Below are 14,271 nucleotides of genomic sequence, written 5' to 3' on the forward strand. Positions count from 1 at the left end.
CATGGCTCTCCCCGGCAATAGCGACGACCAGCTTTAGCCTGCCGCGGCAGCCCCGCGCCGCGGCAACTTCCAGTCGGGGCGGATGAAGTGGCAGGTGTACCCGTCCGGATAGCGTTCGAGATAATCCTGATGCTCCGGCTCGGCTTCCCAGAACTCGCCCGCGGGCGCGACCTCGGTCACGACCTTGCCAGGCCAGAGACCGGACGCCTCAACGTCTGCAATCGTGTCCTTGGCGATCCGCTTCTGCTCGTCGCTGGTATAGAAGATTGCCGAGCGATAGCTCGTGCCCAAATCATTGCCCTGGCGGTTGAGCGTGGTCGGATCGTGGATCTGGAAGAAGAACTCCAGCATGGTCCGAAAGCTGGTCTTGGCGGGATCGAAGGTGATCTCGATCGCTTCGGCATGACCTTCATGGTTGCGGTAGGTGGCATTCTTCACCGCGCCGCCGGTATAGCCGACGCGGGTGGAGACCACGCCCGGTTGCTTGCGGATCAGATCCTGCATGCCCCAGAAGCAGCCTCCGGCCAAAATTGCGCGTTCCGTTGTCATATCTCCACTCCCAATTGATCGGTCTGTCCGTTCTGAACCCGTCGCATCCTATGCTTTCGGCGGCCCAGTCGAAAGCCAGGCATTTGCCCATCCGGTTCCTCTCGTGGAGGCCAAAGCTTCGACGACCTCAGCTTCCCCAAGCAGAACCAGATGGACATAAATTGAGCGCGCCTTACGTCAGCTTCGCGTCGAGCGTGATTGCGGCGTTGAGCACCTTCGACACCGGACAGTTCTTCTCGGCCTCGCCCGCGATCTTGGCGAAACCAGCGTCGTCGAGGTTCGGCACCTTGGCACGTAGCGTCAGCGCCGATTTGCTGATCTTGAAGCCTTTGCCTTCCGGCTCGAGGCTGACCGCAGCTTCAGTCGTGAGCTCGTCCGGCGTGAAGCCGGCGAGTTGCAGGCCGAAGGCCAGCGCCATAGTGAAGCAGCCGGCATGGGCCGCAGCGATCAATTCCTCGGGATTGGTGCCCTTCTCGTTCTCAAAGCGGGTCTTGAACGAATAAGGCGTCGCGGCGAGCACGCCGGATTCGCTCGATAACTGACCAGTGCCATCGCGACCGGTGCCTTTCCAGACTGCTGTTGCCTTGCGGATCATCTCAATTCTCCTGGTTGATTTTTTTAGCACCGGCACTCGGTACGGTACGAAAGCGACATTGGCACGACTGCCTGTCGCCGTTCCAACCGGCCGAGCGCCGCAGCAGTTCCGCCAAATCCCGTTCCGATAAAATCGGAACGGAACTTGATTCTTGCTTTGACGCGTTTTCTTCACGCGAACCGGTATCCACTTCGCTTGAAAACGCTTTAGCTACCGATCTGTCCGACATGGAAGCCGAGCCGGTTCTCGACATCACCGGCGCGGTGGAAGCCGCGCGACATCAGCGCCTTGATGCGGCTCTGGCTTGCCGGGCGGCTGAGCGAGGCCAGGAACGCGTCCCATTCCGGCTTGATCTCGATATCCGGTGGCAGGCTCGCAACGTCGACGAGGCGCTTGGTCTCGGCAATCGCCTCCTTGTCGAAGGACGCGATGCGCATGGCCAGCGCCTCGACGAAGCCATCGAGCTCGGCATCCGGCAACGAGCGGTTCACATAGCCGTAACGTTCGGCGAGATCGCCGTGGATATCGTCGGCGCCAAGCAGAACCTCGAGCGCGCGGCCGCGGCCCATCAGGCGCGGCAACCGCGCCATCGGGCCGCCGCCGGGCACCAGGCCCGCACCGACCTCCCATTGCGACAGGACCGCCTTTTCGCGGCTGGCAAAGCGCATATCACTTGCCAGCGCCAGTTCGCTGCCGACGCCGGTCGCACGGCCCCTAATCGAGGCAATCGAAACCACCGGCGCGCGGCTGAGACGCACCAGCATGTCGGGCAGTGCCTGCAGGCCCGTCGGCCCCGGCGGGATACGAAGCGAATCCTCCAGCGGCGCGAGGAAGTCGTAATGCGTGATGAAGAAGCCTTCGACGGCGCTGTCGAACACCACGACCTTCACCTCAGGATCGGTCTCGATCGCCTTGACGACGTCATCAAGAAGCGGAAGCTGCTTGGGGCCGAAGATATTGACTGGGGGCATGTCGAAGGTGACACGCCAATACGACGGCAGCCGACGTTCCAGGCGGATTTGGTCGGTCGTGAAGGTGCGTTCGGGGCGGTTCATGATTGGATTCCTGGTCTGTGGGGAAAGAAGGGAACGCGCGGAAGTGCGCGTCCCCGCAGGTCTCAGATCGACTGACGCAGCGGTCGGAAGGCGGTGCGCATTTCCGCGCAGAACAACGCGGGCTGCTCCCAGGCGGCGAAATGGCCGCCCTTGTCGAGACGGTTGTAGTGCATCAGCCTCGGATAGGCCTTCTCGGTCCAGCTGCGCGGCGCAGCGTAGATCTCGTCCGGGAAGACGCTGACGGCGACCGGGATCTTGATGTGCTTGGGCTCGAAGAACACCAGCTTGTTCTCCCAGTACAGCCGCGCCGACGACACCGCGGTGTTGGTGAGCCAGTAGAGCGCGATGTTGTCGACCACGTCGTCGCGCGACAGCCCTTCCGTCTTGCCGTCGAACACCCGGGCGATCATTGCGGCGCTGCGCGCATCATGGTCGAGCATCCAGGACGCGAGGCCCGCCGGCGAATCCACCAGGCCATAGAGTGTCTGCGGCCGGTTGGACATCTCGATCGCGTAGCCGAGACCGTGCTTGTAGAAGTCATCGAGCTGATCGTAAGCGTAGCGCTCGTCGGCCGAGAGGTTCGACGGCCGCGATCCGCCGGGCTGAAGCGCCTTGGCGATGTCGTCAGGAACGGTCGCGGGCATGTTGGTGTGGATGCCGAGCAGTTCCGGCGGCGCGATCACTGCCATCTGCTCCGTCACGGCATTGCCCCAATCGCCGCCTTGCGCGACATAGCGGTTGTAGCCGAGCCGCTTCATCAGCACGATCCAGGCACGCGCGACGCGCTGGGGATCCCAGCCCAGCTCCGCCGGCTTGCCGGAGAAACCGTGGCCTGGGAGCGAAGGGATCACGAGATCAAAAGCGTCCGCCGCCGTCGCGCCGTGTGCGGCGGGATCGGTGAGCGGGCCGACGATCTTCATCTGCTCGATGATCGAACCGGGCCAGCCATGCGTGACGATCATCGGCAAGGCATTCTCGTGCCTGGAGCGGACGTGAATGAAATGGATGTCGACGCCGTCGATCTCGGTGACGAATTGCGGCAAGGCATTCAGCCGCGCCTCCATCTTGCGCCAGTCGTAGTCGTTCTGCCAGTAGCTCACGAGCTGCTGCACCGTCGTCAGTTGCACGCCCTGCGATTGATCGGCAACGATCTCACGATCAGGCCAGCGCGTCGCGGCGAGACGGCGACGGAGATCGAGCAGATCCTGCTCGGGCACGCTGACGTGGAACGGGCGGACCGCCCCGCTCACGCCGGCCTTCGCAGAATGCAGCGGCAGCAGGCTCGACACGCTTGCCGCGACCGCGGTCATCGCGGCTTGACTCAACAGTTGACGGCGGTCTGGATTGAGAATGTCGGTACGTGCTTGCGTGGTCATGTTCGATCTCCCTGGCTTTGGTCGGTGACGCTGACCGAATTTGACATAAACGCCTCGGTTCGCCATGCCGAGAGATTGGCGCAGGCCCTGGCAATTTGCTCGTTATGGGTTGTTAGAGCGCGTTAGCCGTTGCGAGCCGCGCGACACCGAGGAGAGCGATCGTCGACTCGCGACGCGCGCCGCCAAAACAACACGGCGCGCGATGAGCTCAGTCATCGCGCGCCGTGTCGGCTTGCATCAGTCGAAGAATCCGTGCTGCCCAGCTCAGGATGGCAGCGGCTGGCCCGCCTGTTCGCGGACGATGTAATCGGCGTACCAATCGGCCCAGTTCTCGTCGTGCCCGCCGGTCCGCTTTTCGTGCTCGCCATGGGCCGCCGCCGCGCGGCGCAGTGCTGCGGCCAGCGCAGCCTGCGAAGCGAATGTCGTGCCGTCGCCCGCGATCCGTCCCGGCAATCGCGTCGTGACCTCCTGGAACAACCAGCCATTGCCGTCGGGATCGCTGAACGACGCATATGAGCCGTAGCTGCCGCGCTTCGGGTCAGCACCGCTCACCCGAACGCTGCCGGAGAGATAAGGCTCGTCGGTCCCCGCGTGAACATCGCCGGCACCGTGGAATGGAGCGCTGACCTCGACGCCGCGGTCCAGCAGATCCTTTCGCGCCGCCTCCAGATCGGAGACGATCAGGTAGAGGCCTCGCACCGAGCCCGGCGCTGCCGCCGTCACGTTCCTGCCAAAAATCACCGAGCAGGCCGAACCTGGCGGCGTGAACTGGATCACGCGCCAATCATCGCCAGAGGCAAAATCGGCGTCCAGTCGCCAACCGAGACGCGCGTAGAAGGCCTTGGCGCGATCAACATCGGACACGGGGATCACGATCACCTCGAGCCTCTGATCAACGCTACGCGATACCGAAGGCTCGTTGGCAGACTTGTTGGAAGGCTTGTTGGAAGGCTTGGCCGCGGCGTCGCGGTCGATTTCGGTAGTGGCCATGTCGAACTCCCTGGGTTGGATTTAAGACGAGCTTCAAGCAGCTGCGATCGGCATCACGATGGTTACGCGTGTGCCGTCCTCTCCCGCCTCGCCCTGCAGCCGGGCGTGAATGCTGCGTGCGAGTCCTTCGAGAATCCGGCTGCCGGTGCCCTGAAGCGGCCCGTCGCGCCGATCCCGTTGTCTATTACCGTGCAGAACCAGGCGCCGTCGCGATTGGCCGTCTCGATGCGGATCAGTGCGTCATTCCTGTTCGGGAAGGCATGCTTGGCCGCATTCGTTACCAGCTCCGTCAGCATCAGCGCGAGCCGATGGCATTGCGACGCCGGCAGCGTGCCGCTTTCAATTGCAGCCTCGCAGCGGATGCCCGCCGGCTCCAGCACGGCCTCGGAAATCGCTCCGCACAGATTTTCGAAGAAGGCCGCCACCGGGATCGCCGTATGGTCGTCATTGTCGGACAAGAGTTGATAGAGCCTGCCGAAGGCGACAATGCGCCGCTCGAGCCGGTCCGCTGCAAGCGACACATCCCTGGTACCCGTTCTGGTGAAATCGCGGCGGACTGACGCACCGAGTATCGTCAGCGTATTCTTCATCCGATGGTGGGATTCCCGCAGCACGAGCTCCCAGTCACGCGACTGATCGTCTAAACTGGCCACAAATTGAGATCGAACGACGTCGTCATTCGGCCGAGCATTGATACCGGACATCGTAGCCTCCCCGTTGGAATTAGCGTCAAACTCGGAACAGATACTGGATGCAGTTCGCGCGCATTGCTCGTTAGACGTTGCAAGATTCTGTTATGATGGGGTACGACGACGGGCACTCCGAACGTGAGCTGGTCGGTCAAGCACACTGCCGGGTTGTCCCGATCGCTTCGAAAGAGGCTCGCGTTGAGTACAATTTGCGACGGATCGTCGCGCGCGACCGGCCAATTGCCGGCACCCTCCACGCGATTTCGCCACTTTCGGCCAGTTTACTCAGGGTTCCCTTCTGCTAGATCAAAGTGCAGAGTTCAGCTCTCACTGGAATGATTGGCCCGTGCCGGACACTAACGACCAGGATTCGGCCATTGCTTTCGGGCCATTCCGGCTGTTCGCAAAGACGCGGCTGCTCGAGAAGGACGGCGCCCCGGTTCACCTCGGTGGCCGTGCGCTCGACATTCTCGTTTTTCTCGCCGAGCGCGCGGGCGAGGTCGTGGACAAGCGTGAGTTGATGCGGCGGGTCTGGGCCGACGTGAATGTGGACGAAGGCAGCCTGCGCTTTCACATCACGACGCTGCGCAAGGCCTTGGGCGATCCGGGCGAAGGCTCCCGCTACGTCGTCAACGTCCCCGGACGGGGTTATTGCTTCACGGCCGCGCTGCTCCGGGCCGCCCCATCGGAGAACCGGACCAGCCTGCCCGTTGCTGCGCCGCGCTCGCTGCCCTCGCCGCTCGCGAAGATGATCGGGCGAGACGATGCGGTCGAGAAGATTTCCGCCGAGCTTGCCTTGCATCGCTTCGTCACGATCGTGGGCCCCGGCGGGATCGGCAAGACCTCGGTCGCACTGGCGGTCGCGCATCGCGAGTTCCAGGCCTTCGACGGCCAAGTGTGTTTTGTCGATTTCGGCGCACTGAGGGAGACCCGGCTCGTTACGGGAACGATTGCGGCCGCGCTGGGCCTGACAGTCAATTCCGACGACCCGATGCCGGGGTTGCTGGCATTCCTGCGCAGCCGGCGGATGTTGCTGGTGTTCGACAGTTGCGAGCACATCCTCGACGATCTCGCCCCCCTGGCCGAGCGCATCGTCCGGGAAGCGGGCGAGCTGCATATTCTCGCCACCAGCCGCGAATCTTTCCGCGCCGAAGGTGAGCGTGTCCATCGGCTGTTTCCATTGGATTGCCCGCCACAGCGCGACGGGCTCGGCATCGCCGACATCCTTGCCTATCCTGCAACTCAGCTCTTCGTGGAACGCATCGCAGAGAGTCTGAGCGAATTCGAGCTCAGCGAAGAGGATGCGCCGCTCGTCGCCGATATCTGCCGTCGGCTGGACGGCATCGCGCTCGCCATCGAGCTCGCGGCCGGGCGCGTGAATGCCTATGGCATCGCTGGGACGGCCTCTCTGCTCGACAGCCGTTTCTCGCTGCTGTGGCGCGGGCGGCGCACCGCTGTGCCGCGGCACCACACCCTGAGTGCGGCACTCGCCTGGAGCTATGATTTGCTGCCGGCAACCGAAAGCGCAACGCTGCGCGGATTGTCGGCATTCGTCGGGCCATTCACCCTGGAAGCCGCGCTTGCGGTCGCATCCTGTCAGGGCATTGGCGAAGCAGAAGCCGCCGAGGCGATCTCCAATCTGCTTTCCAAATCGCTGATCGCGACCTCGCCTGCGGAGCGGCGGCTGCGCTATCGCCTGCTCGACACCACACGTGCCTTCGTCGCGGAGAAGCTCGTCGAGAACGGCGAAGCGGACCGCGTCGCACGTGCCCATGCCGAATATTTCCGCGACTTCCTGCGCGACATCGCCGTCAAATCCACGGGCATGCAGAGCGCCGGCGGCTTCCTTCCTTATGCCGACCACCTGCCCAACGTCAGGGCCGCGCTGACCTGGAGCTTTTCGGACGGCGGGGACCGAACGATCGGCGTGGATCTGGCGGCGTCAGCGGCGCAATTCTTCCTTGAGCTGACATTGCTGACGGAATGCTACCGCTGGACCCAGCAGGCGCTGGCGTCCCTCGACGCGAGCGCGGTGGATGGCCGCAATGAAATGATCTTGCAGGCCGCGCTCGGCGTCTCCGCGATGTTCACGCAGGGCAATACCGAAGCGGTCCGCTCGGCATTCACGCGCAGTCTCCAGCTTGCCCAGGAGCTCCAGGATTTGCACTGGCAGCTCTGGCTGCTCCGCGGATTGCACATCTATCTCACCAGGGTCGGAGATTTTCACGGAGCACTCGGAACCGGGGAACAGGGCGAGAGCGTCGCGCGGAAGCTGAACGATCCCGCCAGCACGCTGAACGTCGAATGGATGCTGGGCGTCGCCCATCATTTGATCGGCAACCAGGACAAGGCGGTGCAGCTCTGCGAGAGCGCGATGTTGCATAATCCCGGCTCGCAGCGGCTGAATATCGGCCATCTCGGCTATGACGACCGCATCGTCGCACTGGTGGCGCTGGCACGCGGGCTTTGGCTCACCGGCCGGCCCGATCGTGCGATCGAGGCGTCGAGATACACCGTTCGCGAAGCCGAACTGCTCGAACAGCCGCTCACTCTCGGTATTTCCTTGATCTGGACCATCTACGTGTTCCTCTGGGTCGGCGACTTGGCCAATGCGGAAATCCTGATCGAGCGGCTGATCGATCATTCCGCGCGCCACTTCCTCGGGCCCTATCACGCGGTCGGCATCGGCCAGAAGGGTGAGCTGCTGCTTCGCCGCGGCGACGTCGCCGCCGGCATCGAGCACCTCCGCCGCAGCCAGGCCACGCTGTACGCGACGCGACACCGGATCATGACCACGGTGTTTGCGACCGCGCTCGCGGAGGGACTTGTGGCGCAGAACCAGGCCGACGAAGCCTTGCAGACCATCAACGATGCCATCGCAGAGATCCCCGATCATGGCGAATCCTTCGACATGCCGGAGATGCTCAGGGTCAAGGGCGACATCCTCGCCCGGTCGGGCAATGCCGCGGAAGCCGAAAGCTGCTTCCTGGACTCGCTCGATCTGTCACGCCGCCAAAGCGCGCTCGGCTGGGAGCTGCGGGGGGCAATTAGTCTCGGCCGGGTTTGGCGCGGGGCCGGAAAAGCCGCCGACGCACGCGCCCTGCTCGCCCCCCTCGTCGCGCGGTACCAGGAGGGCCTCCAGACCCGTGATCTCGTCGCCGCCAGGGAGCTCCTTGCGGCGCTGAATTGAGAGTATCTTCAATGAGATACCGCAAGGCTATCCGCTCGCAACTCCTAACAAATTCTAACACGCCAAGCCGCATCCGCCCCGCCATGGTGGTGGCACTTCATGGTGGATATGGCGGGACATGGCGCTTCTTGACGATGTAATTGATGCCAGCGGCGGAATGGCCCGCTGGAATAGCTTGAGCCGGTTCACGCTTCACCTCTCCGTCGCGGGAACGCTGTTCTCCAGCACCGGACATGCCAGCGAATTCAAGGACGTGACGGCGGAGGGCTCGACCCGCACGCAATCGGTCCGCTTCACCGGCATCACCGGAGGCGAACACTCCGGCTCGTTTCAGCCGGACGCGATCACGATCGAAAGCCTCGAAGGTGAGATTCTGCGGACCTGGCGCAATCCGAGTCTTGCGTTCACCGAGGCCGGTTCGCCCGCGCTCGCGGGCGAGCTGCATCTCGTCTTCTTCTGCGGCGTCGCGATCTGGAATTATCTGACCAATCCATTCCTGCTCGCCCATCCCGATGTCTTGGTGGAGGAGCTGCCGCCGTGGCAGGAGAATAACGAGTCATGGCGGCGGCTGCGGGCGCAATTCCCACCGAGCCTGATCACGCTCGCGCCCGAACAGATCTTCTATTTCGACGAGAACGCATTGCAACGGCGGACCGATCACGATCTGTTCGGAATGAAAGTCGCGCATTACTCCTGGGCCCATGACAGCTTCGGCGGCATCGTGGTGCCGACGCTCCGACGCGCGCAGACGCTGCGGCCCGACGGAACCGTGGTCGCCAAGCCCGTGCTGATGGATGTCGAGATCTTTGACGCCGTCTTCGAGTAGCGGCCCGCGCGATATCTCCAACTCTCAACGTCTAACAATACATAACGAGCCAACAGTCGGCCTTGAGCGCAGATTGGGTTCGCGAGCAACGAACGACGTGACGTGCTCGAACGAGACCCAGCTCCGCGCATCTCCACCGCAATGGAGCGCGTCATCGCAGCAAACGCACTCAAGGAGAACGGTCATGAAAATATTGATGGTCATCACCTCGCACGACCAGCTCGGCAACACCGGGCGCAAGACGGGCTTCTGGCTCGAGGAGCTCGCCGCCCCCTATTTCATCTTCAGGGATTCCGGGGCCGAGATCACCCTCGCCTCGCCGAAAGGCGGCCGTCCGCCGCTTGACCCCAAGAGCAACGAGCGCGAATTCCGCACCGACCTGACGCTACGCTTCGAGGCCGACGTCGCCGCCGAAGCCCAACTCGACAAGACGGTTCGCCTCGACAGCGTCAAGCAGGAAGATTTCGACACCGTTTTCTATCCCGGCGGTCACGGCCCGATGTGGGACCTCGCCGAGGACAAGGACTCGGTCAAGCTCATCGAATCCTTCCTTGCCGCCGGCAAGACAGTCGCCGTGGTCTGCCATTCGACTGGTGCGCTGCGCCACGTCAAGACGCCCGACGGCAAGCCCCTGGTTCAGGGCAAGGAGGTGACCGGTTTCACCAATGGTGAAGAGGAGGACGTCGGCCTCACCAAGGTGGTGCCTTTCCTGGTCGAAGACGAAATGCTGAAGCTTGGCGCCGTCTTCTCGAAGACGGCAAACTGGGGCGTTCACGTCGTCACCGACGGCCTCTTGATCACGGGCCAGAACCCGCACTCCTCGGGTCCGGCCGCGCAGGCCCTGCTCGCCGCCCTGAAGGGCGAGCCGCTGGCGCGCGCGTCGTAAAGCCCAGGTGCGGCACATCGCGAGAGGCGCCCGCGATGGTGCCTCTCGACGCCGCCGTCACAAGCGGATGTCCCCTACTTGCGACACATCTTCACTTCACATGCCGGATTCGGAGCGATGACATGAACATCCCAGCCACTCTTGCCCTCTCGGCCGCTTTGGCCTGCGCGACCGTGCAGGCCTCGGCACAGGATCTGCGATCGAGCCGGCGCTCGATCAGCTATCACAAGACCGATATCCGGGGTCTCGAGATTTTCTACCGCGAGGCTGGGCCCACCGACGCTCCGACGGTGCTGCTGCTCCACGGATTTCCCTCGTCGTCGCGGATGTGGGAGCCGCTGATGCCGCTGCTCGCCGACAAATATCATCTCATCGCGCCGGACTATCCCGGCTTCGGCAACAGCAGCGCGCCGCCGCCATGCGACTTCACCTATACGTTCGACAACATCGCCGCCGTGATCGGCGAGCTCACAACGAAGCTCGGCCTCACCGACTACGTCCTGTTCATGCAGGACTACGGAGGCCCTGTCGGCTTCCGCATGGCGCTGGCGCATCCCGAACGCGTCCGCGGTGTCATCGTCCAGAACGCGGTTTCGCACGAGCAGGGGCTGAGCCCGCTCTGGAATGCGCGCAGGAAGTACTGGGCCGACCCGGCGCACGAGGTCGAGGCGCTCAAGGCCAACTTTACGTCCCTGGAGGCGACGAGTCAGCGGCATCTCGGCTCCAGTCCGCGTCCCGAGCGCTATGACCCCGACACCTGGATCGACGAATACGCGTTCCTGACGCGTCCCGGCCAGGCCGAGATTCAGACCACGCTGTTCCTGGATTACCGGACCAACGTCGCCTCCTATCCGAAATGGCAGGCTTGGTTGCGCCAGACGCGGCCACCGACGCTGGTGGTCTGGGGCGAATACGATCCGTCATTCGCCGTCGCAGGCGCGACGGCCTATCGCGACGACGTGCCGGATGCCGAGGTTCACATTCTCGAAGCCGGCCACTTCGCGCTGGATGAAGCCACCGACGAGATCGCTTTGCTTGTCCGCGACTTCCTGGGGCAGCTGGCTGGACACAAGGGTTGAGCGCTGATGGACGCGCTCAGCAGCGAGAAGAGACGGTCGTATCGACTGTTCAGGCCCCCGGTTCGTTCAACATGCGTCGTGCTGCAATGAGATCGGCGGTCTCGAACCCTTCGGAGAACCGGGCATAGGTTTGAGCGAGCTGTTCGAGCGGATTTTGCACATGCTGCCGGGTTCGAAGCCGCGCCAGCGACATCTCGGCTCGCAGCCGCCACGATAGCGCGCCCTGCTGTTCGGCGAGCGAGATCGAGGCGACAAGATCGGCCTCGGCCGCGTCGGGATTGCCGCCCTGGACCTCCAGCTCTCCCCGCAGACGGAGCAGCTCGGGCATGTCGAACGCGCCGCCTTCCCGCTCGACCCGCAGAATGGTTTCGTGAAGAACCTGAATGCCTTCCGTCAATTGTCCCAAGCTGACCAGGCCCCGAGACAGATCCGCGGCGAACGCCGAGGCATAGAGTTCGTAGCGGTCGGCATGCAGGCGTGGAAGCGCACTCCGCATCAGGTCGACGCCGCCGGCCGCCTCGCCCCGAGCGATCATGCTCTGCGCCCGAAAACCCGCCGCGACGGCTTCGTAAGGCACGAGCCCGTGCATGCTCGCATGCGCGGTCAGACGACCGGTCATCGCCTCGACCGACGACCAGTCGCCGAGCCAGCCGAATACCGAAGCGGACCAGCATAATGCGATACAATGCATGACCACGTCATGCGGCGCCGAAGCGCCGACCAGCGGCCGGATGCATTCGAGCGCACGATCGGGAAAGCCGCGCAGCCATAGCACGCGCGCGAGCGGAATTTGCGGTGTGCGTGAGTAGGCGAAATGCCCGGGTTGGGTGCCGCGGAGCGCAGCGTCGTCTCGCAGGCCCTGGTCGAGATGAGCCTGCGCCGCGGCCTGGTCTCCGGCGAGGTGATATGACACGCCGAGCAGCGCTTTGCTCCCGGCGATGCCCGCGGTATCGCCGATGACGCGGGCAATCCGCTCGGCGTGAAGCGCAGTCGGCACCAGATGCCGATAGCGACCGGTCCGGCGGTAGAACATGTTGAGCCGGGACAACAGCCTGAATGTGTTGGCGTGATCGGAAAGCGCTTCCGCTATTTCCAGCCCGCGCCTGAGCGCCGCTTCCGCCTGCTCGCTGTTACGTTCGGTGAACATCAAGGCGTGACCGAGCGTCGACTGAAGTTCGAGCTCCCATGCGCCGCCCCGGTCGGCCTCGTCCAGCATTGCGAGTGCGCGATCGGACCAGATGCGGGCCTCGTTCAGCAAATTGAGTTCGACGAACAGCCTTGTGCAGCTGCCGGCGAGCGGCACGCGCAAGCCGGCGCCGTCGTCGTTGGCATAAGCCCATTGCAGCGCAGCGCGGGCATCGGCGAGCAGGCTCGCGCTTTCCTGCAAACGTGACGCATGATCGCCGCCCTCCTTGTCCCTCATGCCCGCTTCGAGCGTGCATTGAACATAGAGAGCATGACGATGCGCGATCTGCGCCAGCTGTCCGCCGTCGGCCAGTTTCTGCAGGGCATAGGCACGCGTTGCGTCGAGCAGGCGATAGCGCCGCGATGCGCCGTCCGGCTGGGTGGAAACCAGCGACTTCACCACGAGTTGCTCCAGGGCCTCGACGACGCGATCCTCCGCCATCTCCGCCCCGGCCGCGACTGCTATCGCGCCCCTCAACGTGAAGTGACCTGCGAAGACGGCGAGGCGCTGAAATACGATCCGCTCGCTCTCGCCGATCAGACCGAAACTCCAGTCGAGCGTAGCGCCGAGCGTCTGCTGCCGCGGCGGCGCCGTCCGCCGCCCGCGCCATTCGAGCTGCAGCCGGTTGTCGAGCAGCGCCGCCATCTCGCGCAGTCCATAGAGACCGACACGTGCGGCAGCCAGCTCGATCGCCAGCGCGATGCCGTCGAGCTTGCCGCAAATCCGGGCCAGGACTTCGGCATCCTCGTCGGTGATGTCGTCGCGATGCCCCGCCGCGACGGCGCGATCGACGAACAGGCGCACGGCGGGATAAGCAAGCACCTCGCCGGCACTGAGGCGGGTGCCCTGCGGCGGACCGGGGAGCGAAACGAGCTCGAAAATCTGCTCGCCTTCCACCAGCAGCGACTCGCGGCTGGTTGCGAGGATGACGATGCCAGGCGCCTCCCGGTAGATGTTTTCTGCAAGGCGCGCGACCTCCTCGATGACGTGCTCGCAGCTGTCGAGCACGAGAAGCAGCCGGCGGCCGCGCAGGAAATTGACGATGCTGGCCGAGGGGTCCTCGTGGTGCACGACGAGGCCCAACGCGGCTGCAACCGTGCTCGCGACCAGCGCTCCGTCCTTGAGCGGACCGAATTCGAGGAAATGGACGTTGCCGTCGAAGCTATCGCACATCTCGTGCGCGAGCGCAGTCGCAACGGTGGTCTTTCCGATGCCGCCCGGCCCTCGCAGCGTGACGAAGCGATCGCGGAGCAAGCGCGCTGCCAACTCGGCCACGGCGTCCTCTCGCCCGACCATCCGGTCCAATCGGCGCGGTAGCGACGGTGGCGGCGCGGCCCTTTCAGGCACACGCGACGCCGGTGTAGCCACCTCCGCGCGCCCGCCACGCCGCACGGGCGCGACAAAGCAATAGCCCCGGCCCGGGATGTTGGTGATGTAGCGGGCACCATCCTTTCCGTCGCCGAGCACCTTGCGCAGCTCCGCGACATGGACGCGCAGGCTGACCTCCTCGACGGAAAGTCCGGACCACGCATAGCCGAGAATTTCGTTCTTCGGGACCACTTCGCCGGCGCGACTGACCAGCAGGCGCAAAATATCCATCGCACGGCTGCCGAGCCTGACCGGCAAGCCATCCTTCTCCAGCAGCCGCGACCGCAGCGAAAATGGCCCGAACGCGACGGCATCGAAATCTGGGATCGCCGCGGCGTCGCGGCCGCGGGGGCCCTGTCCTGCCGAGAGCTCGATCACTTTTGGCTCATCTTGACGGCCGCTCCAGCGAAATGCGGCGCGACTATACCCGGCGCCAGTGCGAGGTCCAGCGAGGGCAACCCACAGAACTCACACCTCCACAT

The 14,271-nt window shown here is 64.1% G+C and carries 10 protein-coding genes and 1 pseudogene; 4 read left to right on the forward strand and 7 right to left on the reverse strand.

What is annotated here, in order from left to right; genetic code table 11:
• Positions 1-33: 33 nt before the first annotated feature.
• The 6 genes and pseudogenes from msrA to IVB32_RS05385 form a co-directional block, all read right to left on the reverse strand.
• The gene (msrA, locus tag IVB32_RS05360; protein ID WP_026234007.1) at positions 34-549 is read right to left on the reverse strand and encodes a peptide-methionine (S)-S-oxide reductase MsrA; all 516 of its coding nucleotides are present in this window, start codon (positions 547-549) and stop codon (positions 34-36) included.
• Between the two features lie 172 nt (positions 550-721).
• Entirely contained in the window at positions 722-1,144 is a 423-nt protein-coding gene (locus IVB32_RS05365; protein ID WP_018460340.1) for an OsmC family protein, read from the reverse strand.
• Positions 1,145-1,350: 206 nt separating this feature from the next.
• Entirely contained in the window at positions 1,351-2,199 is an 849-nt protein-coding gene (locus tag IVB32_RS05370) for an enoyl-CoA hydratase/isomerase family protein (RefSeq protein WP_018460341.1), read from the reverse strand.
• Between the two features lie 62 nt (positions 2,200-2,261).
• Positions 2,262-3,575: an epoxide hydrolase family protein gene (locus IVB32_RS05375; RefSeq protein ID WP_018460342.1), complete on the reverse strand. Its 1,314-nt coding sequence runs from the start codon at positions 3,573-3,575 to the stop codon at positions 2,262-2,264.
• A 264-nt stretch (positions 3,576-3,839) separates the two neighbouring features.
• Positions 3,840-4,565, reverse strand: a complete 726-nt coding sequence (locus IVB32_RS05380; RefSeq protein WP_018460343.1) for a VOC family protein — start codon at positions 4,563-4,565, stop codon at positions 3,840-3,842.
• Positions 4,566-4,598: 33 nt separating this feature from the next.
• A pseudogene (locus IVB32_RS05385) lies at positions 4,599-5,269 on the reverse strand (sensor histidine kinase).
• 331 nt (positions 5,270-5,600) lie between these two features.
• On the opposite strand from IVB32_RS05385, the gene IVB32_RS05390 reads away from it, so the two are divergent.
• From IVB32_RS05390 to IVB32_RS05405, 4 genes are all read left to right on the forward strand, one after another.
• Positions 5,601-8,444 (forward strand): winged helix-turn-helix domain-containing protein, encoded by a 2,844-nt coding sequence (locus IVB32_RS05390; protein WP_018460345.1) that lies wholly within the window; start codon positions 5,601-5,603, stop codon positions 8,442-8,444.
• Between the two features lie 118 nt (positions 8,445-8,562).
• The gene (locus tag IVB32_RS05395; RefSeq protein ID WP_085348991.1) at positions 8,563-9,270 is read left to right on the forward strand and encodes a hypothetical protein; all 708 of its coding nucleotides are present in this window, start codon (positions 8,563-8,565) and stop codon (positions 9,268-9,270) included.
• Positions 9,271-9,454: 184 nt separating this feature from the next.
• Positions 9,455-10,156, forward strand: a complete 702-nt coding sequence (locus IVB32_RS05400; RefSeq protein ID WP_085384006.1) for a type 1 glutamine amidotransferase domain-containing protein — start codon at positions 9,455-9,457, stop codon at positions 10,154-10,156.
• A 122-nt stretch (positions 10,157-10,278) separates the two neighbouring features.
• Complete coding sequence (locus tag IVB32_RS05405) at positions 10,279-11,235, forward strand: alpha/beta fold hydrolase (protein WP_026234009.1); 957 nt, start codon at positions 10,279-10,281, stop codon at positions 11,233-11,235.
• 49 nt (positions 11,236-11,284) lie between these two features.
• Here the strand turns inward: IVB32_RS05405 and IVB32_RS05410 are convergent, their stop codons facing one another.
• Positions 11,285-14,167, reverse strand: a complete 2,883-nt coding sequence (locus IVB32_RS05410; protein WP_018460349.1) for a winged helix-turn-helix domain-containing protein — start codon at positions 14,165-14,167, stop codon at positions 11,285-11,287.
• Positions 14,168-14,271: the final 104 nt, after the last annotated feature.

The organism is Bradyrhizobium sp. 23 (genome assembly GCF_023073295.1).
GTDB lineage: Bacteria > Pseudomonadota > Alphaproteobacteria > Rhizobiales > Xanthobacteraceae > Bradyrhizobium > Bradyrhizobium canariense_D.